General features: G+C 61.8%; 17 protein-coding genes. 4 read left to right on the forward strand and 13 right to left on the reverse strand.

Annotated elements, in window-relative coordinates; genetic code table 11:
- Nucleotides 1-7: 7 nt before the first annotated feature.
- From AC1DCM_RS19795 to AC1DCM_RS19825, 7 genes are all read right to left on the reverse strand, one after another.
- Nucleotides 8-1609 (reverse strand): ComEC/Rec2 family competence protein, encoded by a 1602-nt coding sequence (locus AC1DCM_RS19795; protein WP_477519435.1) that lies wholly within the window; start codon nt 1607-1609, stop codon nt 8-10.
- On the reverse strand, nt 1602-2462 hold the full coding sequence (locus tag AC1DCM_RS19800) for a helix-hairpin-helix domain-containing protein (protein ID WP_477519436.1): 861 nt from the start codon (nt 2460-2462) through the stop codon (nt 1602-1604). Before AC1DCM_RS19800 ends, AC1DCM_RS19795 begins: the two co-directional genes overlap by 8 nt.
- Before the next feature lie 62 nt (nt 2463-2524).
- Nucleotides 2525-3505 (reverse strand): DegV family protein, encoded by a 981-nt coding sequence (locus AC1DCM_RS19805; protein WP_477519437.1) that lies wholly within the window; start codon nt 3503-3505, stop codon nt 2525-2527.
- A gap of 80 nt (nt 3506-3585) precedes the next feature.
- A complete protein-coding gene (gene leuS / locus AC1DCM_RS19810) occupies nt 3586-6114 on the reverse strand; it encodes a leucine--tRNA ligase (protein WP_477519438.1) in 2529 nt (842 codons plus the stop codon).
- A 331-nt stretch (nt 6115-6445) separates the two neighbouring features.
- Nucleotides 6446-7960, reverse strand: a complete 1515-nt coding sequence (gene glpK / locus AC1DCM_RS19815) for a glycerol kinase GlpK (RefSeq protein WP_442017756.1) — start codon at nt 7958-7960, stop codon at nt 6446-6448.
- 79 nt (nt 7961-8039) lie between these two features.
- The gene (locus AC1DCM_RS19820; protein ID WP_442005685.1) at nt 8040-8792 is read right to left on the reverse strand and encodes an MIP/aquaporin family protein; all 753 of its coding nucleotides are present in this window, start codon (nt 8790-8792) and stop codon (nt 8040-8042) included.
- Nucleotides 8793-8960: 168 nt separating this feature from the next.
- Nucleotides 8961-10745, reverse strand: coding sequence for a glycerol-3-phosphate dehydrogenase/oxidase (locus tag AC1DCM_RS19825; protein WP_477519439.1), 1785 nt, complete (start codon nt 10743-10745; stop codon nt 8961-8963).
- A gap of 121 nt (nt 10746-10866) precedes the next feature.
- On the opposite strand from AC1DCM_RS19825, the gene AC1DCM_RS19830 reads away from it, so the two are divergent.
- Genes AC1DCM_RS19830 through AC1DCM_RS19845 form a run of 4 tightly spaced genes read left to right on the forward strand, consistent with a single transcriptional unit; the run spans nt 10867 to nt 14802 of the window.
- The gene (locus AC1DCM_RS19830; RefSeq protein ID WP_477519440.1) at nt 10867-11829 is read left to right on the forward strand and encodes a sugar-binding transcriptional regulator; all 963 of its coding nucleotides are present in this window, start codon (nt 10867-10869) and stop codon (nt 11827-11829) included.
- A gap of 34 nt (nt 11830-11863) precedes the next feature.
- On the forward strand, nt 11864-12745 hold the full coding sequence (locus tag AC1DCM_RS19835; protein ID WP_477519441.1) for an aldo/keto reductase: 882 nt from the start codon (nt 11864-11866) through the stop codon (nt 12743-12745).
- Nucleotides 12746-12754: 9 nt separating this feature from the next.
- The gene (locus AC1DCM_RS19840) at nt 12755-13699 is read left to right on the forward strand and encodes an alpha/beta fold hydrolase (protein ID WP_477519442.1); all 945 of its coding nucleotides are present in this window, start codon (nt 12755-12757) and stop codon (nt 13697-13699) included.
- Nucleotides 13696-14802: a glycosyltransferase family 4 protein gene (locus tag AC1DCM_RS19845; protein ID WP_477519443.1), complete on the forward strand. Its 1107-nt coding sequence runs from the start codon at nt 13696-13698 to the stop codon at nt 14800-14802. Before AC1DCM_RS19840 ends, AC1DCM_RS19845 begins: the two co-directional genes overlap by 4 nt.
- Here AC1DCM_RS19845 and AC1DCM_RS19850 read toward each other — a convergent pair.
- The 6 genes from AC1DCM_RS19850 to mihF form a co-directional block, all read right to left on the reverse strand.
- On the reverse strand, nt 14769-16868 hold the full coding sequence (locus AC1DCM_RS19850) for a primosomal protein N' (RefSeq protein ID WP_477519444.1): 2100 nt from the start codon (nt 16866-16868) through the stop codon (nt 14769-14771). The genes AC1DCM_RS19845 and AC1DCM_RS19850 overlap by 34 nt on opposite strands.
- A 160-nt stretch (nt 16869-17028) precedes the next feature.
- The gene (gene metK, locus AC1DCM_RS19855) at nt 17029-18258 is read right to left on the reverse strand and encodes a methionine adenosyltransferase (protein ID WP_216925574.1); all 1230 of its coding nucleotides are present in this window, start codon (nt 18256-18258) and stop codon (nt 17029-17031) included.
- A gap of 88 nt (nt 18259-18346) precedes the next feature.
- Nucleotides 18347-19606: a bifunctional phosphopantothenoylcysteine decarboxylase/phosphopantothenate--cysteine ligase CoaBC gene (coaBC, locus tag AC1DCM_RS19860; RefSeq protein ID WP_477519445.1), complete on the reverse strand. Its 1260-nt coding sequence runs from the start codon at nt 19604-19606 to the stop codon at nt 18347-18349.
- 27 nt (nt 19607-19633) lie between these two features.
- Complete coding sequence (rpoZ, locus tag AC1DCM_RS19865) at nt 19634-19894, reverse strand: DNA-directed RNA polymerase subunit omega (protein ID WP_017197559.1); 261 nt, start codon at nt 19892-19894, stop codon at nt 19634-19636.
- A gap of 41 nt (nt 19895-19935) precedes the next feature.
- Entirely contained in the window at nt 19936-20508 is a 573-nt protein-coding gene (gmk, locus tag AC1DCM_RS19870) for a guanylate kinase (RefSeq protein WP_442017748.1), read from the reverse strand.
- 21 nt (nt 20509-20529) lie between these two features.
- Nucleotides 20530-20856 carry an integration host factor, actinobacterial type gene (gene mihF, locus AC1DCM_RS19875; protein WP_477519446.1) on the reverse strand — a complete coding sequence of 109 codons (327 nt, stop codon included), beginning with the start codon at nt 20854-20856 and terminating at the stop codon, nt 20530-20532.
- Nucleotides 20857-20894: the final 38 nt, after the last annotated feature.

Genomic DNA, 20894 nt, shown 5'->3' on the forward strand with positions numbered 1-20894 from the left:
ATGCGCGCTACTTCCTCCGTGCGATGTTGTCCAGCCGCTCCAACACAACCATCACCCGGTGATGAAGGACCCTCATCCGCAGAAGCACGCCGCCAGGATGCAGGGCTGTCCAGACGACGAGTACGGTAACCACCGAAGAGATGGACATGGCAACGATGCCTGCCGGTCCTTCTGCCCAGGGAAGCGCCGCGCCCGGTAATCCGGCAAAGAACCGCGCTATGCCTGCCACTCCACTGGCACAGCCACCCGCCAGCGCGATCGGAATCGCCGCTGCCAAGGGATGGATCGCGGAGAGCGGCACGGAAAGAGTCCCCAGAATCGTTATGGGAGCCACAAGCGGACCAGCGATCACGTTTGCAATGAGTGCATACGGCGAGAACTGCGGTTGGAGTGCCGCGATGACCGGTCCACACAGCACCTGCGCGGATAGCGGAACCGACACACCTACAGCCAGCCATTTGGGAATGGTGCCAGGAAACCACGACGCAATAGGGCTGGCAAGCAGCACGATGCCAAGCGTAGCCAGGACGGAGAGGAGGAAGCCAAAGTTGCTGGCAAGCGTGGGATCCAGCAAAAGAAGCACAACGGTAGCCAGGCATAGGAAAGTTAGCGGTCTTCCCCGCAACCCGCCCGTCAACGCAGCCATCCCGACAAATCCCATCACGGCTGCGCGCAGGACACTGGGCTCCGGTCCCACCAAGACTACGAAGGCACCAAGGCCACATCCCGCAAAGGCGGCGGCGGGAGGACGCGCCAGTCTGAGGCATCTCGCAAGCAGGATGAAGCCGCCCAAAATGAGGCTGCAATTCGCGCCGCTGACCGCCGTCAAATGGACCATTCCGGTCGTTTTCATGTCCGCTTCCAGGCTCTCCGGAAGAGCGCTGGTATCACCGGTCACCATGCCTGGCAGCAGCCCCGCGGCATCGGGAGGCAACCAACTTGCGGCATCGCGTAACTGCTCGCGCAGCTTGGCGGCCGAGTCTTGCAGGTCGAAGGCAGAGCCCAACACAACCGGTTTGGTGGAGGCTGTGAGAATCGCCGCTTCTGATTGTCCGGGCCGAACYTCCTTGAGYGTGCCAGTTGTTCKCACACGCTGTCCCGGGCGTATGTCCTGCCACGCATCGTCACCAATGACGATAAGAGAGGCAGAACCGCGAATGACGTTCCCTTCGGTGGTAAGGCTGACCAGGTTCGCCGGAACGGACCATCGGGTATTGCCGGAATGCCCGGGCTGCGGTACAGCAGAAGGGCTGCCTGTGACCCGGACCTGGATGACCACACCGGCGTCGGCGTCGACGGCGGCCCCGAGGGGACCTTGGTCCCGTTTTCCGGCAGCCAAAGCACAATGCCCAGCCGCCACAGCACCAAGTACGCAGGCCAGGGCGAGAGTAGCCGGAACTGTCCTGGCACGTGAAGCCGCGGTTGCCCGCAGACGCGAATGAAACAGCAAGGCGCTGGCGGCAGCGGCAAGGACTGCACCAATAGTCGCCGACCACGCAGCTGTGAGAACACTGCCAGCCAGTGCAGCGGCCCACGTGAAAAGCACAGCAGGAACCAACCGGAGATCCAGACGCCTCAGCAACAGATCGCGCTCTAAATCCTCAGCCACCCTTCACCGTCACCAAATCCTGGAGCGACTCCATAAGCTTGGGCCCGATGCCGTCAATGGCATCCAACTCATCCACTGAGGCAAACGCTCCGTGCTCTTTGCGCCAGTCCACGATGCGCTGGGCTGTCACCGGACCCACCCTTGGCAGTGTCCCGAGTTCTTCCACGGAGGCAGTGTTGATGTTGACCTTTGTGCCTCCGGATCCCGGGCTGGCCTTGGTTTCCGCTGGCCCACCTGCGCCGTTCGCGGGTCCGGTTTCCTGAGACGTCCCTCCCCCTGACGCCTCCCCCGCGGCAGGAACATGGATCTTTGCCCCATCTGTGACTACTTCTGCGAGGTTGAGACCATTTAGGTCAGCGCTGGCAGTTGCGCCGCCTGCAGCATCGATCGCCTGAAAGACCCGGCTTCCCTCGGGAAGCGAAACGACACCGGGTTTCTGCACTGCCCCGGCAACGTGGACCAACAGCATCTTCATGTCTTGTGGCGGCGTCGCTGATCGAGTCGATTCAGGCTCCCCACCCTCGGGCAATGTTCCGGCCGATACCGACTGACTCAAGGGCTCCATAGTGGGCTGGCCCGTAGTCGCCTGAATAAGGAACCAGGCTGCGCATGCTGCACCAACAACGAAAACGGCAACTGCTACCCTCCACGACGTTCGCCACCGAGTCCGCACCGTCATCGTCTCTTGACCATGGAGGAGATCGGTAGTCACTTTGTCCGGAACGGCCTGGTCCAACGGAGGGATGGAAAGCAAGGGAGCGGGACCCTCTGGAGGGTTCAGTCCAGAGGCAAAGCGTCGCCTGGCTGCCAGCGCTGCGGCGTCTGGGGATCCATCCCGATTCCAGCGTGGCATGATTCGAGCCTACGACCGACGCGATGGGAACTCAGCGGAGCTCTTTGCCTATGTGGATAAGCTCACGTGGGCGTACTGCTCTCCCCCACGATCACCGCCAGAACGCCCAAACCCGCGTGCGCCGCGAGGACTGCCGGCAGGGCGCTGATCTGCGCGGGTGGACAGTTCGGGCATTTATCGCTCAGCCGTTCTGCCAACGCTTCGGCCTCTGACTGGTTACCAAAATGATGAACCGCCAATCGTTGCTGACCAGCAGGTCTTGAAGCAACATCAGCGGCTACAATCTCCTCGAGCCGGGCTACGGCCCGGACAGCGGAACGGACCTTTTCCAGTGGAACGATCCTGCCGCCGTCGACCGCGAGTATTGGCTTGATGGCCAGCACTGTCCCCAGCAGCGATGCTGCCGCTCCAATGCGTCCCCCGCGCCTCAGCTGCTCAAGGCTGGGAACGTAGAAATAAACCTTGGTTCGCTCCATGCGCTTCTCCGCGAAAGCACGAACTTCAGCTGCGGACTGGCCAGCGGCCGCTGCCACTACCGCGCTCTGCACACCCATGCCTTGTGCCATGCCGACGGTGCGGGAGTCGAGCACCTCCACAGGGATATCAACCCGGGCTGCAGCCAAGCGCGCAGCATCGGCGGTTCCTGACAATTCAGAGGAAATATGGATCGACACTACCGCTTCAAAGCCGCGACTTTGAGCGGCGCGATATGCCTGTTCAAACTGACCGGGCGAGGGACGGGACGTCTTCACGGATGCACCCGATGCCAAGGCAACGGCCAACGTCTCGGTGATATCGTCTTCGCCCTCACCATAGATCTCGCTTCCCACCATGACAGGCATGGGAACAACAGCCAATCGGCCGTCCGCAGCAAATGCTGCAACCCAGTCAGCCGGCAGGGCAGCTGCAGAATCTGTTACTACAGCAGTCTTTACGACGGCGGGAAGCGCCTCATCGGCGACTGGAACCGGAAGCGCGGGCTGCCGGAGGCGGGACAGCCGTTCCTTGAGCCATATCCAGGCAGGTGGTTCTCGCTCGGGCACGCAACCTCCAACAAAGGTGACCGGCCGCCGGCACAATGCCGGCGGCCGTAAAGTCCCTGATGCCTTGTCAAGTGCCTCGTTTAGGCGGGGACGATGTTCACCAGTTTAGGCGCCCGGACGATCACCGTGCGGATGCCACGGCCATCCATGGCGCGCTGAACATTTTCGGACGAGAGTGCGAGTTCGCGGAGTTCGTCCTCGCTGATATCCGGCGATACTTCCAACCGGTCGCGGACCTTCCCCTGTACCTGGACAACGGCGGTGACGGTGTCCTGCACGAGCAGGGCGTCGTCGTGCTTCGGCCAGCCGGCATTGGCCACTGAGGCAGGATGTCCCAGCGTGTTCCAGAGATCCTCTGCCGTGTACGGAGCGAAAAGGCTCAGGATCACTGCAACGGCTTCGACGGCTTCACGCACGGCGGGGTCTGCTCCGCCTGCTCCGGAGTCGATGGTCTTTCGCGTCGCGTTGACCAACTCCATGAGGCGTGCCACCACGACATTGAACTTGTTGTTGTCCAGCAGTTCAGCCGCATCCGCGATCGTCTTGTGGGTGACAGTTCGCAGGGCGCGGTCGCCGGTGGCAGGATCGACGCCGGGCTCGCTGCTAACGTCCTGGCCGAGGCGCCAGGCACGTGCCAGGAACTTGGCCGAGCCGGACGGCGAAACGTCAGCCCAGTCGACGTCGTCCTCCGGCGGGGAGGCGAAGACCATGGTCAGGCGTACGGCGTCCACGCCGAACTTGTCCAACTGCTCGCCAAGGTCCACGCCATTGCCGAGTGACTTGCTCATGGCCTTGCCACCGTTGAGGACCTGGCCCTGGTTGAGCAGCGCGCTAAAGGGCTCGCTTGCCTCAATCAGGCCGATGTCCTTGATGACCTTGGTGAAGAAGCGGGCATAGAGCAGGTGCAGGATCGCATGCTCGACGCCGCCCACGTATTGGCCGACGGGCATCCAGTTGTTGATCTTTTCGGGATCAAAGGGACCTTCGGTGTAGTCCGGCGAAACGAAACGCAGGAAGTACCACGACGAATCCACGAAAGTGTCCATGGTGTCGGTATCGCGCTGGGCTGCGCGGCCACAGTTGGGGCACTCCACGTTGACCCATTCGACGGCGGCAGCCAGCGGGGAGGTCCCCTTCGGCGCCAGCGCCTCGCCACGGAGGTTCTCGGGCAGCTTCACGGGGAGTTGGTCGTCCGGGACGGGCACTTCACCACATTCGGCACAGTGAATGATCGGAATGGGCGTACCCCAGAAACGCTGGCGGCTCAACAGCCAGTCACGCAGGCGGAAGTTCACGAACTTTTCGCCGGTTCCCAGCTTCTCCAGGATGCCGATGGCAGCCGGGATGGCTTCGGACTTGGGCAGGCCATCCAGGTCGCCTGAGTTCTTGAGCGTTCCTTCTCCCGCGGTGGCAACCCCGGTCTCGGCGGGGTCTTCATCGCCGGTATCCAGCACGGCGCGAACGGGCAGGCCGAAAGCCTTGGCGAAATCGAGGTCGCGCTGGTCGTGCGCGGGAACGGCCATGATGGCTCCGGTGCCGTAGTCGGCCAGAACGTAGTCGGCTGCCCACACAGGGAGCTTCTCACCGTTGAGCGGATTGATCGCGTAGCGTCCGGTAAACACACCGGTCTTCTCGCGTTCCGTGGACTGGCGCTCGATCTCGGAGAGGGCCTTGACCTTTTCCCGGTATGCCATGAGTTCGTCATGATGCTCGGGAGTGACGAGGTCAAGGGCCAAATGTGCATCGGCCGCGACAACGAAGAAGGTTGCGCCATACAGCGTGTCCGGTCGGGTGGTGAAGACGGTGACTTCGCGCTCGGCCCGGCCCTGGGTAGCTTCGATGACAAAGCGGACGTGGGCGCCCTCGGAGCGGCCAATCCAGTTCCGCTGCATGGCCAGCACGCGCTCGGGCCAGTGGCCCTGCAACTGGTCCATGTCCTCGAGCAGGCGGTCGGCGTAGTCGGTGATCTTGAAGTACCACTGGTTCAGCGACTTCTTGGTGACGGGAGTGCCACAGCGTTCGCAGGCACCGTTAACGACTTGCTCGTTCGCGAGGACGGTGAGGTCCTTGGGGCACCAGTTGACGGGCGAGTCCTTGCGGTACGCCAAGCCACGCTCGTAGAAGCGCTTGAACAGCCACTGGGTCCAACGGTAGTACTCGGGATCGGACGTGTGCAGGCGCCGGGACCAGTCAGCCGAAATGGCGTAGCGCTTGAATGAAGCTGCCTGTGTATCGATATTGGCGTAGGTCCACTCGCTGGGGTGGGCGTTGCGCTTAATGGCCGCGTTCTCAGCGGGAAGGCCGAAAGAATCCCAGCCGATGGGGTGCAGGACATCGAAGCCCTTCTGGCGCAGGTAACGTGCGACGACATCGCCCATGGCAAAGGCCTCGGCATGGCCCATATGAAGGTCACCGGAGGGGTAGGGAAACATGTCCAGCACGTAGCGACGCTCCCGCGAACCGTCGTCAAGCGGGGTGAACACCTTGAGGTCCTCCCAGACCTGCGGCCACTTGGCTTCCATCGCGGCGAAGCTGTAGACGCCTTCTTCAGGCGCTCCAGCTGCGGCTGTCTGTGCTGTTCCGGTCTCTGTCTCCGGCTGAACGCTCACTGCTGCCCTCTTCTGTTCTTCGATGGCGGTATTGCCTCCTGCTGCGCCCCCAGGTAAGCCCCGGACACACAAAAGCCCCTCGACAATGGAGGGGCGGCCGCTCGGCAGTTGATTGCCGGGCGGCTAGCTAAGCAGAAGGATCGCACGCATAGATCTACAATAGCGCACGATCATCCTTCCACTCGCCGACAAATCATGGTTGGCGGCGCAGCGGCTGCTTACAAAAGGCCGGCTTAATGACGCCGTGCTGTTATGGGGGCCCGGGAGCGGCTTCGGGCGTCCGCGTAGCGGGCGGGGCCCCCATAACAGCTAAGGCGTCATGTCGCTGGCCTTACTTAACGTCTTCGTCGACCCAATCCATGGATTTGGTTACGGCCTTCTTCCAGAGCCGCAACTGGCGCTCCTGCTCCTCTGCGGGCAACTGCGGCTCCCAGCGCTTGTCCTCGCCCCAGTTGGCACTGAGTTCGCCCAGGTCCTTCCAGAATCCAACAGCCAGGCCGGCGGCGTACGCAGCGCCCAGTGCCGTGGTTTCAACCACCTTCGGGCGGACTACGGGTACACCGAGGATGTCGGCCTGGAACTGCATGAGTGCCTCGTTGGCGACCATGCCGCCGTCGACCTTCAGTTCGGTAAGGGGAACGCCCGAGTCCGCGTTGACGGCGTCCAGGACCTCGCGGGTCTGGAACGCAGTTGCCTCGAGGGCAGCACGGGCAATGTGGCCCTTGTTGGCGAAGCGGGTGAGGCCAACTATGGCGCCGCGCGCGTCAGCCCTCCAGTACGGAGCGAACAGGCCGGAGAAAGCCGGGACGATGTAGACGCCTCCGTTGTCCTGCACTGCGGCTGCCAGGTCTTCGACCTCCGGAGCGGAACTGATCATGCCGAGGTTGTCACGAAGCCACTGGATCAATGAGCCGGTGACGGCGATCGAGCCTTCAAGTGCGTAGTGCGGCTTGTTGTCGCCCAGCTTGTATCCCAGCGTGGTGAGCAGGCCGTTCTTCGAGTGGACGATCTCTTCGCCCGTGTTGAAGATCAGGAAGCAGCCGGTGCCGTAGGTGTTTTTCGCTTCGCCGGCCTGGAATGCTGCCTGGCCGAACGTTGCTGCCTGCTGATCGCCGAGGATGCCGGCCACTGGAGTTTCCCGGAGCAACTGGGAGGTGTGGACGTGCCCGTAGACCTCGGAGGAGGACTTGATGGCGGGCATCATGGAGGCCGGGACGCCGAAGACATCAAGGATTTCCTGGTCCCATTGCAACGTCTCAAGGTCCATGAACAGAGTGCGGGACGCGTTGGTGACATCGGTGACGTGCACGCCGCCGTCGACTCCACCAGTCAGGTTCCAGAGAACCCAGGCGTCGGTGTTTCCAAACAACAGGTCACCGGCTTCGGCGCGTTCGCGGGCGCCGTCGACGTTGTCCAGGATCCATTTGATCTTGGTCCCGGAGAAGTAGGTAGCCAGCGGGAGGCCAACCTTCTGTTTGAACCGTTCAGGTCCACCATCCTTGGCAAGCTCGTCCACGATCGGCTGGGTGCGCGTGTCCTGCCAGACGATGGCGTTGTAAACGGCCTCGCCCGTGTTCTTGTCCCAGACCACTGCGGTTTCGCGCTGGTTGGTAATACCGACGGCGGCGATGTCGTGCCGTGTCAGGTTCGCCTTGGACAGGGCGGAGGCAATGACCTCGCGGGTGTTGTTCCAGATCTCGGCGGGGTTGTGCTCAACCCAGCCTGCCTGCGGGAAGATCTGCTCGTGTTCCATCTGTCCCGTTGACACAATATTGCCCGTGTGGTCAAAGACGATGGCTCGGGAGCTGGTGGTGCCCTGGTCGATGGCGATGACGTATTGATTCATGGTGACGTCCTTGTCTCAGTGGTTCTATACGGTATGCGGATGAGTGTGAGTGATGTGTTCAGGACAGCATGTCCATGAATCAGCCAGCGACTGAGGGCATAATGGCCGGCACCCAGAGGCCCACGAGGCCGGCAAGGGTACCGCCAACAAGGGGCCCGACGACCGGGATCCAGGAGTAGGCCCAGTCGCTGGAGCCCTTCCCCTTGATGGGGAGGATGGCGTGTGCGATTCGGGGACCCAGGTCACGTGCCGGGTTGATGGCGTAACCGGTCGGTCCACCGATGGAGACGCCGATACCGACCACGAGCAGCGCCACAGCCAACGGCCCAAGGCCCGAGGGGGTGCCGCCAAAAGTCAGGATGACGAAGACCAGGACGAACGTGCCAATGATTTCGGTGATGAGGTTCCACGGGGTTGACCGGATGGCAGGACCGGTGGAGAACGTTCCCAGTTTGTTGGCTGCCAGCGGCTCCTCATCAAAGTGCTGCTTGTAAGCGAGCCAGCAAACAACGGCGCCCAGGAATGCACCGAGCAGTTCGCCGCCGAAGTACGTCAATGTGGACGCGAAGTCCACGCTGACATCGGGCGCGTATTCCTTGCTTCCCTTCACAAGCAGGCCCAAGGTGACAGCGGGGTTCAGGTGCGCACCGGACTTTGCGGCCACGAAAACGCCCGCGAAGACCGCAATACCCCAGCCCCACGTCACCATCAAGAATCCACCGTTGTTGCCCTTGGTGCCTTTGAGCGCAACGTTGGCCACGACGCCACAACCCAACAGGGTCAGCATCATGGTTCCGAATACTTCGGAAAGGAAAACTATTCCAAGAGACATCTTTGACTCCTCATTTTTCTGTTGTCAGCCTCCTCGCGGGTTGAAAAGGCTGTTGGGACGGTTCCGTTTTCCGCAACCACCCCGGTGTAGTGGGCCCCAAGGGGCTCACCTACCCCGTTTTCCGTCCCCTCTGAGAAGGTGGACGGTCAGCATTTTGTGCAGTCGTCCTCAGGCTACGAGACTGTGGACGTCAACCTTGTGGAACCGCTGCAGGACTTCCTGGGCGTGGCGGATTTCAGCCTCACGGACAGCGGCATCCCAAACAAGTGGTTCAGCCAATGCCGCAGCAATTTCATTCAGCAACTCGCCGGTCACAAGCCCCCGGAACGCCAGGGACGTCCGTCGGATGAGTACATCCACGAGGTGCCCGATCTGCTCGTGCTCAGCCATGAAGGCCAACTCGCGAACACTGAGTTCCCGGGTGGAACGAAGGGGCGAGTCGTGTCCGGCGTTGAGGTAATCGATGACCGCCTCTGCCCGCGTTCCATACCGGGTCAGGAGCCCAGCCACGCGATCGGCGTCCAAGCCCGGCCCCATGTGCTTCTTGATCCACTCCTGCTCGCCTTGTTCCGTGGCAGGGAAGCCGGCGCCACCGCCGATGGCGAGTTTCGCCGTCGAAACTTTCCGTTCCTGACCCAGCTCGCGCAGGACGTCGTTGGTCATGTGTTCGGCAAGCGCCCGGAAGGTGGTCCATTTGCCACCCACCAAGCTGAGTACGACGGCGGCCTTACCGCTTGGCGTCGCCATGGCACCTTCGCCGGAGCGGACGCTGCGCTCGATCCTGTAGTCCCTTGAGACGAATCCCGGCTGGGTGGCGTCGTGACGCGGCAGGGGGCGGACCCCAGCGAAGCTGTACACGATCTGGCCACGATCCACTGTGATGCTCGGGAAGACGTGGCCGATCAGCTCGAAGAAGTAGTCGATTTCGGATTCTGTACAGACGGCGTCTTCTGACATGTCGGCGTCGACGTCCGTGGTGCCGACCAACACCCGGTCCCCCATGGGGTAAATGAGGACGATGCGGCCGTCTGTGTGTTCGAAGAAGATCTCCCGGCCATTGCAGGCGGCCAGCAGTTCAGGGTGGTCCAGCACGATGTGCGAGCCCTTGGTGCCGCCCATGAACTGGCTGGCGGCTCCCATGGCTTGGTTGGTGAGGTCTACCCATGCACCTGTGGTGTTGACGATGACGTCGGCCTGGAAATCGAATTCCTTGCCGGTCAGTTCGTCGCGGAGCCGCACTCCATCGGTGCCCATGGAAACCAGTGAGACGTAGTTGCTGGCGCGGGCCGTCCCGCCAGGGAGGCCACCGCCGCGCCCGGCCTTCTCGCCATCCTGAAGCACGTCCAGGGTGAGCCGCTCAGGGTTGTGGACCGACGCGTCAAAATAGGTTGCCGCGTATTTGATTCCCGGGTGCAGCTTGGGTAGCTCCGCCAAAGCCTTGTCCTTGCCGCGGAACTGGTGCCGGGGGACGCTGCCGCCGTCACGGGAGAAGAAATCGTACATGCTCAAGCCGAGCTTGATGAGGAAGGCGCCGCGTTCGTTCGGTTTGCCCTGCTTGTGGGTGAGGAAGCGCATGGGCGCGGACAGGATTCCCGAGAAGGTGCTGAAGATAGGAATGGTGGTCTGCAGCGGCTTGACGTAGTGCGGGGCGATCCGAAGGAGACGGTTGCGCTCCACCACTGATTCCTGGACAAGGCGGAACTCACCGTTCTCCAGGTATCGAATGCCGCCATGGATCATGTGCGACGATGCACCGCTGGCTCCTTGGCAGTAGTCCCCACGCTCCACGAGCGCGACGTCAATGCCCTGCAGGGCGAGGTCCCGGAAGGTTCCTACGCCGTTGATACCGCCACCGATAATGAGTACTTTCGCCGAAGGCCGCTCCCGCAAGGCGGTTACAGATTCACGCCTGTGCGCATCAGAGGAGGTACCGGAAATCCTGTTGTGTCCCAAAACTGCTCCCTTGGGCTTGGTTTGTGCGCGGCGTTACGTTCGCTGCACCTTTCACCACTAATCTGGCGAAGGTGGAAAATGGAGTCAAGCTATTTGCACAAACGTGCAGTAAGGAAATGAGATGGGACGCTCACGTCACTCGGATGCCCTCCGGGCCGCACAAATGTATTACCTGCAGGACCTGACCATGGACGCGATCGCGCGGGAGCTCAGGACCTCTCGCTCCACCGTCTCCAGGCTGTTGTCTTCCGCCCGGGAAACAGGTCTGGTCCAGGTCCAGATCCGCAGCCCGTTTGACACCGCTCCCGAGTTGGAGAGCCAGATTCGCGACAAATTCAAAGTGGACGTCCACGTGGTGCCGGTGCTGGACACCTTGAACGAGGCGGAGACGCTGGACCGCGTTGCCATGCAGGCAGCGCGGACCATAGGACCCCTGGTGGATTCCAATGCCATCATTGGCATTGCCTGGGGTGCAACGCTAAGCGCTGTGAGCCGGCACCTGACCAGGAAGGTCACGCACGACACCATCGTTGTCCAACTCAACGGCGCCGGGAACATGCAAACAACCGGCATCACCTATGCGAGCGACATCATGCGGCGCTTTGGCAGCGCCTATGGAGCGCGGGTGGAACAATTTCCGGTGCCCGCGTTTTTTGATCACGCAGCGACCAAGACGGCCATGTGGAATGAGCGCAGCGTTCAACGCATCCTGGATCTGCAGGCGCGCATGAGCATCGCTATTTTCGGTGTTGGATCCGTAGATTCGGACTATCCAAGCCATGTGTACGCTGGCGGCTACCTCGACGAACGAGACCTCAACATGTTGGCTGCCGACGACGTAGTGGGCGACGTCGCCACGGTCTTCTTCCGCAGTGATGGATCATCTGACGGCATTACGCTGAACGAACGGTCCACCGGCCCAAGCCATGAACAGTTACGGCAGGTACGACGCCGGATTTGCGTCGTGTCCGGCGCCTCCAAAATCAATGGCCTGCAGGGCGCCTTGGCAGCGGGACTTGCCACCGACCTCATCCTTGATGAAGCCTCAGCGCGCCGCTTGGTGAGTTTCAGTGGCCAGTCCTGAGGCATTCCGCCGCGGAATGGGTAGAGTCGTTGCTATGAGATTCCCGGCCCGGCTGACCTTGAACAACGGCGTGATGATGGACCGCTTGGGATTCGGGCTCTATAAAGTGCCGCCAAAAGAAGCTGAGACTTTGGTGAGTACTGCCCTCGGCGAAGGCTACCGGCGCTTCGATACCGCGGCCATGTATCAAAATGAAGTGGGCGTAGGCCGCGCGGTTGGTGGTGCAATCGGCGACGCCAACGAGGCAAACCTCGGCACGGGCGGTTCCGGAGAATCCGTGCACGCCTTGGCGCGGGAAGACGTCTTTGTCACCACCAAGGTCTGGAATGACGACCACGGCTACGACTCCACGCTCCGCGCTTTCGATTCATCGATGGCCAACCTCGGATTGGACTACGTGGACCTTTACCTCATCCACTGGCCATGTGCCGGCCGAGGCCTCTTCGTAGAGACGTATAAAGCCATGGAAACCCTTTACAGGGAAGGCAAAGTGCGGGCCATAGGAGTTTCGAATTTCCAGCCCGGGCACTTGGAAGAACTCATGCAGAAAGCCGAAGTGGTCCCAGCCGTTAATCAGATCGAGCTGCACCCTTGGCTTCAGCAGGCCAGGCTGCGGACACTGCACGAACAACTCGGGATCCGAACCGAAGCATGGAGTCCATTGGGCCGTGGACAGGTCCTGGCCGACCCCGCGATCGTGGACTTGGCTGAAAAGTACGGCAGGACCCCCGCCCAGATCATCATCCGGTGGCATCTCCAGCTTGGGAACCTCGTGATTCCGAAAGCCAGCTCCGCTGGTCGGATCAAAGAGAACTTTGCTGTTTTCGACTTCGAACTCGAGGCAGCAGACATGGACGGCATGGCCGCGCTTGAACGCCACCACCGCACGGGCTCGCACCCGGACAACGTGAATTAGGAACGCCGAATGGAAAAAGTGGACACCGCGCACACCCCTGAAGGTGCAGATGCCCCGATTGAGTTCTTCAGCAAGTCCCTGCCGGGACGTACCGTTGCCTCCGACGTGGACGTCGATGGCAGCAAAGTAGCTTATTGGACATACGAACCCGTCAAACACACGCAGGATACCCGCACGATTTTGGTCATTCACGGTTTTAGGGGTGACCACCATGGATTACTCCGTGTAGCGGACCTGCTTCCGGACATGCGGATTATCATGCCCGACCTCCCGGCGTTTGGCAGTTCAGATCCTTTCCGCGACGACGAACACTCGGTTGAGCGTTACGGACATTTCATCTCCGGCTTCATGGCCGCGCTGGGCCTGGGTCCCAAGACCGTGCTGCTGGGCCACTCGTTTGGCTCCATCGTCGCGAGTCATTTTGCGGCCCGGAACCCGGGCGCCATTTATCCCTTGATCCTGATCAACCCCATCGCTGCACCCGCTTTGGAAGGTCCCAAGGGGATCATGACCAAGCTCGCGGTGTTTTACTACCAGGTGTCCGCCAAGCTTCCAAAGCGCCTCGGACTTGCCCTCCTGCGCAACCGCGCCATTGTCCGGGTCATGAGCATCACGATGGCCAAAACCAAAGACAAAAACCTGCGCCGCTTCATCCATGGCCAGCATGATGCCTACTTCAGCGCCTTCGCCGATCGAAGGAGCTTGCTGGAGTCATTCAAGGCATCCGTATCGGGCACCGTGGGGGCCRTCGCCGAGGAGTTGAACCTCCCTGTGCTGCTGATCGCCGGCGAAAAAGACGAGATCGCCACTTTGCCCAACCAGCACAAACTGATGGAGCGCCTTCCCGAAGCCACGCTGGAAGTGATTCCCGACGTCGGGCATCTGATCCATTACGAGACGCCGGCCCCGGCGGCCGCAGCTATCCGCACCTTCCTGGAGGAACACCCCGCGTGAAAATTGTCATCGACGCCCGCTTCACCAGGACGGACCACCACGATGGCATCAGCCGGTACGGTTCAAGCCTCATTGCAGCAACATCCAAAATTGCGGATGTCACCATGCTCATCAATGACAAACGCCAACTCGCGTTGCTTCCCGACGTGCCCTATGTGATGGTCAACAGCCCGCTGTCCCCTCGTGAGCTGTTCGTTGCCGCCAAGGTCAACTCCTTGGGCGCGGATGTGGTGGTGTGCCCGATGCAGACCATGGGAACCTGGGGACGGAAGTACGGCCTGATCCTTACGTTGCACGACCTCATCTACTACGAACACCCCGCTCCCCCGGGATTCCTTCCGGCTCCGGTGCGCCTCCTGTGGAGGCTGTACCACAAGGCGTTCTGGCCGCAGCGCGTACTGCTGAACCGGGCCGACGTGGTGGCCACCATCAGCAGGACCACGGGGGCTTTGATGGCCAAGTACACCTTGACCCGGCGCCCCGTGCGGATCGTTGGCAATGCCCCACAGCCCGGCCAGACGCCCCGCGATCCTTCGGCCGGGGCGGATAAGACCCTGCTGTATATGGGTTCTTTCATGCCGTATAAGAACGTGGAAACCATGATTCGGGGAATGGCAGGCCTGCCCGATTACACCCTGCACTTGCTCAGCCGGATTACTCCCCAGCGTCGGGCGGAACTTGAGGCCATGGTCCCCCACGGGGCCAAGGTCCAGTTCCACAACGGTGTAACAGACGCCGAATATGGAGGGCTTTTGACCAGGGCGACTGCACTCATCAGCTTGTCCCGGGCCGAGGGATATGGCTTGCCCCTGGTGGAGGCGATGGCACTGGGAACTCCTGTTATCGCCAGCGACATTCCGATTTTCCGGGAAGTGGGCGCCGATGCGGTCAGCTATGTTGACCCCGAGTCGCCTTCGGAGTTCGCTGCGGCTGTCACGGCGTTGGGCGATGACAGATTGTGGCAAGAACGTTCCCGCAGGTCCGTGGAACGTGCTGGAGACTTCAACTGGGACGAATCCGCCCGGCAGTTGCTGGCTGCGGCAGAAGAGGTTGTGGCGCTTCGTAAGCGCTACAAGACGTCCACGCCGTCCAGCCGCAGCTGAACCGGGCCGGCTATGCGCTTTGCCGCATTCGCTGCCTTGACGGCACGCATGGCACGGGTAGCGTCTGCGGCATCTGCGTAAGGAATGAAGTACAGAGTGCGGACGTCGGCCTCGGCCTCACTTCCAGAGCCTTGAGGCCCAGCGGAGAACAACTGAACGGGCGCCGGTCCGGCGCTACGGAGCTTTGTACCGGACTTCAGCTTGACGCTTGCCTCGAAGGTATCGGAAAAGCGCGCGACGTCGGCCCTTGGCCCGGTCACTGAAGCTACCCGCACTGCCGGGGGAAGCTGGAGTTCCTTCCGGAGTGCCAGTTCACGCGACGCGTAGCCCGGTGCGTCCCAGCGCAGCAGGGCTCCGGTAGCGGTTGTGTCGTCTGCCGTGATGATGACCAATCCCCCCTGCTTGGCGGGTCTGACCAGGGACGCAGCGTTGAACCACCGCCGAACAGTGTCCTCACCGGCCCGCAGGTTTTCCCGGCGGAGCAATGAATTGCCATCCAGAAGCAACGCCGCTGCGTACCCTTGGGGAGCCACGGGTTCGGCGCCAACTGTAGCAACGACCAATGCCGGAGCATCAGGCACCGTTGCCTTGATGTTCTCCCCCGACGAGGTGATAACCGTTTTTCCAGGAAAAGCCCGCCCTAGTTCCTCCGCCGTTCGCACGGCGCCTGCCGCAACCCGTCGCAGCTGCGTGCCGTTGCAATGGTTGCAGCGCCACTGCGGTGCCGGCGTGGAACACCAGCGGCAAAGCGGCATGGCGGAACTGCTGGAGATGGCCAGCGGTCCTTGGCAGTTGTTGCAGCGGGCCAGCTCCCGGCACGTCTCGCAAGCCAAAGAGGGCGCGTAACCAGCACGTGCAACCTGCACCAGCACAGGGCCATGTTCGAGGCCTTCCTTGGCGGCGCGCCATGCCGCTCCGGGCAAACGTGCAATCCGGGCCAGGGGATCACGTTCCTGTTCAAAGCTGTCAGCTGTGTTCAGGACACGCGGAACAGTGGAGCGAATGACCGTTCGCGGCGCCTCGATCGGCACGGCCCATTGCATTTCAACCAGGCGCTGGAGTTCAGTGCTGCGGCTGTGGGATGCCATCAGGCAGGCTGCGTTCTCCTGCTCGGCCCGCAGGAGCAGCACTTCGCGCGTGTGCGCATAGGGAGCCCGCTGATCGATGTGGAGGTCGTCACCGTCGTCCCAACAGACTACGAGGCCCAACTCCCGGACAGGCGCATAAGCGGCGGATCTGGTGCCGATGGCTACACGCGCTTCGCCACTGAGGATTCGCAGGAAGCTCCGGTAGCGCGGAGTTTGACCGTCGTCAGCCGTCAGCCGCGCGACGTCACCCGCTGGCAGGACTTTGGCAAGTGCGACTTCCAGCTGCTCGAGGTCCCTGTAATCGGGAACGACCACCACTGCACCACGGCCGGATGCCCGAACTGCCGCAACCGCTGAGGCAACCAACGAAGGCCAACCCCCAGGGCCGAATCCCTGAAGCGCCGTGAGGACAGCCTTGGGCGATCCGCCACTGGCCAGGTGGTGGAGGTACTGTGCTCCGTTGGAGTAGGAACCCCAGGCATGGGCGTCTGGCACATTTGACGGAAGCTCCGAATCCCGTGCTGCGTCTCCGGAGAATAGCTCCTTCTCCACTTTGGCAACGCGAGGAGGAACAGCAGTACGCAGGACATCGCTCAAGGTTCCGGCGTAGCGCGCAGCTACCGTTCCAGCCAACTCAGCGATGTGGGGCGTCAGGACCGACAGTGTGGAGATTACTTTGTGAAGTGGGGTCAGCGGGTGACCGGCATCCGAAGTATCGACGCGTTCCAGCACGAAGCCGTTAAGCTCCTGGCCGTTGAACTTCACTTTCACGCGGACTCCGGGAACAGCAGAATCAGAGAGGTCAGCGGGCACGCTGTAATCGAAGGGCCTGTCCAAGTGAGGCAGGGAGGATTCCAGCACCACGCGGGCTATCGGATTCTCAGCCGCCAGCGCAGGTCCACTGACGGGGGACTTATCCGGGAATCCTTGCAGCAAAGAAGGTTGAAGCAGCGACGGCTGGGCTTCGTGTCCGGCCATGCTCGTCACCTCCAACTCAGTTGCGCGGGCCTTCCACGCAAGAAACGAAGGATGCCCGCAGCGGGATTGACCCACTGCGGGCATCTCTCTGGCTCCAGCCAATCATGGGCCACCGACAAAGTTACAAACACGCCGCTGGCACAGGCGGATGAGCGGGAGATCAGGCGTTGAAGAATTCCTTCAGGTCCGCCACACGGTCCAGGCGTTCCCACGTGAAGTCGGGCTCGTCGCGGCCGAAGTGGCCGTGAGCCGCCGTCTTGGTGTAAATGGGACGCTTGAGGTCCAAGGCATCAATGATGGCGCGGGGACGGAGATCGAAGAGCTCGTTGATGGCCTCGCTGATGCGGGCCGGGTCAACAGTTTCCGTGCCGAAGGTCTCTACATAGGTTCCCACCGGACGTGCCTGGCCAATGGCGTAGGCAATCTGGATCTCGGCGCGCTTGGCCAGACCTGCAGCTACCACGTTCTTGGCAACCCAGCGCATGGCGTAGGCAGCCGAACGATCTACCTTGGACGGGTCTTTGCCGGAGAAGGCGCCTCCACCGTGGCGGGAGAAGCCGCCATAGGTATCGACAATAATCTTTCGACCAGTCAGACCGGCATCGCCAACCGGGCCGCCGATCACGAAGGCGCCCGCAGGGTTCAGGATGTTGGCTACATGGGAGATGTCAAGGTTGGATGCGGCCAGAACGGGATCGATGACGTGGCTCGCGAGGTCGGCGCGCAATTGGTCCAGGCTCGCATCTTCGGCGTGCTGACTGGAAATCACTACCGTTTCAACCGAAACCGGGCGATCGCCGTCGTACCCTACCGTGACCTGCGTTTTGCCATCCGGACGGAGGTACGCAAGTTCGCCGCTCTTGCGGACCTCGGTGAGGCGCTCCGACAAACGGTGGGCAAGCCAGATGGGCGTCGGCATGTAGGACGCAGTCTCATCGCTGGCGTAGCCGAACATGATGCCCTGATCGCCGGCACCTTGGAGATCGTAGTCGTCCTCTTGGCGGCCTTCACGTGCCTCAAGGGAGTTGAAGACGCCGCCGGCGATGTCGTTGGACTGCTGCCCGATGGACACCGAGACGCCACAGCGGGCACCGTCGAAACCGTTGGCGGAAGAATCGTAGCCAATGCCAAGAATGGTCTCGCGGACAATCTGCGGTATCTCGACGTAAGCGTCAGTGGTTACCTCACCGGCCACGTGGACCAGGCCGGTGGTGGCCATGGTCTCGACGGCAACGCGGGATTCAGGATCGGCAGCCAGGAGCCCATCCAGGATGGCATCGCTGATCTGATCGCAGATCTTGTCCGGGTGCCCTTCAGTGACCGACTCTGAAGTGAAGAGCCGGAGCTTGGACGGGGTGCCATGGTGTTCATGGTGCAGCGGTAAAGTCACTCGACCACCTTACTGTGTTGCGGGGCGGCGGCATCTGCCGTGTGTCCCTTTGCTAAGAATTGGGGGCGGAGGCTACCGCCGGTAGATGTTACGGAGCCGGAAAAACCCTGGCCAACTCGGCGCCTACCCGATCAATAACGGCCGCAGCGACGTCAGACTTGGATCCGGACGCCGACTGCGGTTCGGCACCATGGCCGGAAAGGATCACTACGGAGTTGTCGTCCTGGCCGAAGACGCGGCCAACCCCGACGTGGTTGACCACCAGGAGGTCGCAGCCCTTGCGCTTGAGTTTCGCCGTGGCATGCTCCAGAACGTCGCCTTGGGCATCACCGGTCTCGGCGGCAAAACCTACGATCAGCTGCTGGCCACCCTCGGCGTTGCGCCGTTCGACCAGTTCATGCAGGATGTCCGGGTTTCGAACCAGGCGCACCAACGGCGCGTCCTCGCCGTCGACCTTTTTGATCTTGGTGTCCGAAACCTCTGCGGGACGGAAATCCGCTACAGCCGCAGCCATAATTACGACGTCGGAATCCACCGCCGCTTTCAGCGCTGCCTCACGCAGTTCCAAGGCTGATTCAACGCGGACGAGCTCGACGCCGGCGGGCGGCTCGACGTCCATATGCGCGGCCAGGAAACGCACTGTGGCACCTGCAGCCAACGCTGCCGCGGCCAAGGCCGCACCCTGTTTCCCTGACGAACGGTTACCCAGGAAACGCACCGGGTCCAATGCTTCCCTGGTACCACCTGCCGAAATCGTCACCGTACGGCCAGCGAGGGAAGCATGTGCTGCCGGCACAGTCTTGGGTGAATCCGCCTCCGTGGTGGCCTCAGCCAACGCCATGGCGGCCGTGAAAATGGCCTCAGGTTCGGGCAGGCGGCCCGGGCCGGAATCGGCACCGGTCAGGCGCCCGCTGGCAGGCTCCAGGACTGTGACGCCACGACTCCGCAAGGTTTCCACGTTGGCCTGGGTTGCAGCATGCTGCCACATTTCCGTGTGCATCGCAGGAGCGAACAGCACCGGACCGTGAGCCATGAGGAGCGTGTTGGTCAGCAGGTCACCGGCCTGGCCCGTGGCTGCCTTTGCCAGGAGGTCCGCAGTGGCCGGTGCGACGACGATCAAGTCAGCCTCGTGGCCCAGACGGACATGGTTGACCTTCTCGACGTCGTCAAAGACGCTGTTGCTGACCGGGTTTCCGGAGAGTGCCTCCCACGTAGCAACACCGACGAAACGGGTTGCTGCTTCGGTGGGGATCACCGTCACGTGGTGACCGGCTTCAGTAAAAAGCCGGAGGAGCGATGCAACCTTGTAGGCTGCGATCCCTCCCCCGACTCCGAGGACTATGCGCACGTGACCTCCGTCAACAGGCAGTCTGTTTTATTCTGCGGGCTCGATCGGCGTGGAAACCAGAAGGCCTTCGTTGATCTCGCGGAGGGCGATCGACAATGACTTCTCATTCAGCTTGGTGTCTACCAAGGGACCGACGTACTCGAAGAGGCCCTCGTGCAGCTGGGCGTAGTAGGCGTTGATCTGGCGGGCACGCTTGGCGCCGAAGATTACCAGGCCGTACTTGGAATCGGCAGCCTCAAGCAGCGAATCGATCGGCGGGTTGATGATGCCTTCAAGGTTCGTGGACACGAAATCTCCAAATTCTAGCGGGCCGACAAGTGCAAGCGCTTTTAGCGCTCGTGCGGGGTTAGCCCCATGAGTGAAACAAGCTCGTCCGCTGCCCGGCGAACGTCGTCATTAATGACGGTGTGGTCAAACTCCGGTTCAGCAGCAAGTTCCAGTTTAGCGGTTTCCAGCCTGCGCTGCTGTTCCTCGGCAGTTTCGGTGCCGCGACCCACAAGCCGGCGCACCATTTCTTCCCAGCTGGGCGGGGCCAGGAAGACGAACTTGGCATCCGGCACAGCCGCTTTTACCTGGCGTGCGCCCTGAAGATCGATCTCGAGCAGTACCGATTTTCCCTCCGCAATGGCAGCATTCACGGTACTCCGGAGCGTGCCGTACCGGTTCTGGCCGTGGACCACGGCCCACTCCAGGAGTTCGCCATCAGCTACCAGCGAGTCAAACTCTTCGGCGGACTTGAAGAAGTAGTGAACCCCGTCCTTCTCCCCTGGACGCGCGGCGCGGGTGGTGGCGGAGACGGAAAGCCAGACCTCTGGATAGTTGTCCCTGATGTAGGTGGATACGGTTCCCTTGCCAACAGCAGTTGGGCCTGCGAGGACAGTCAGTCCAGGTTTCTTGCTCACGGATTCCTTCGGGGAGATGCGTCAAACGCTTTGCTGGGTGTCCATAAAATCTACCAGCGCCCGGGCCTGGTGAATTCCCAACCCCCTGATGCGCCGGGATCCGGCGATGCCTATCTCCGCCATGATCCCGGCCGCACGTACAGGTCCTATGCCTGGGAGGGCCTCCAACAGCTCCACCACCCGCATCCGCGCAATGGCTTCATCCGTAGTGCCTGAAGAGATCAGCTCAGCGATGCTCAGTTCACCGCGTTTGAGCCGCTCCTTGGCTGCGGCCCGCACAGCACGCGCCTTCGCAGCCTTATCCAAAGCATCGGAACGCTCCTGCGGTGTCAGCTCTTTCAGACCCACGGCCAAACCCCTGTCAGATCGGATTTGTGATTCACGTC

It is taken from the genome of Paenarthrobacter sp. 10N417 (assembly GCF_056394745.1).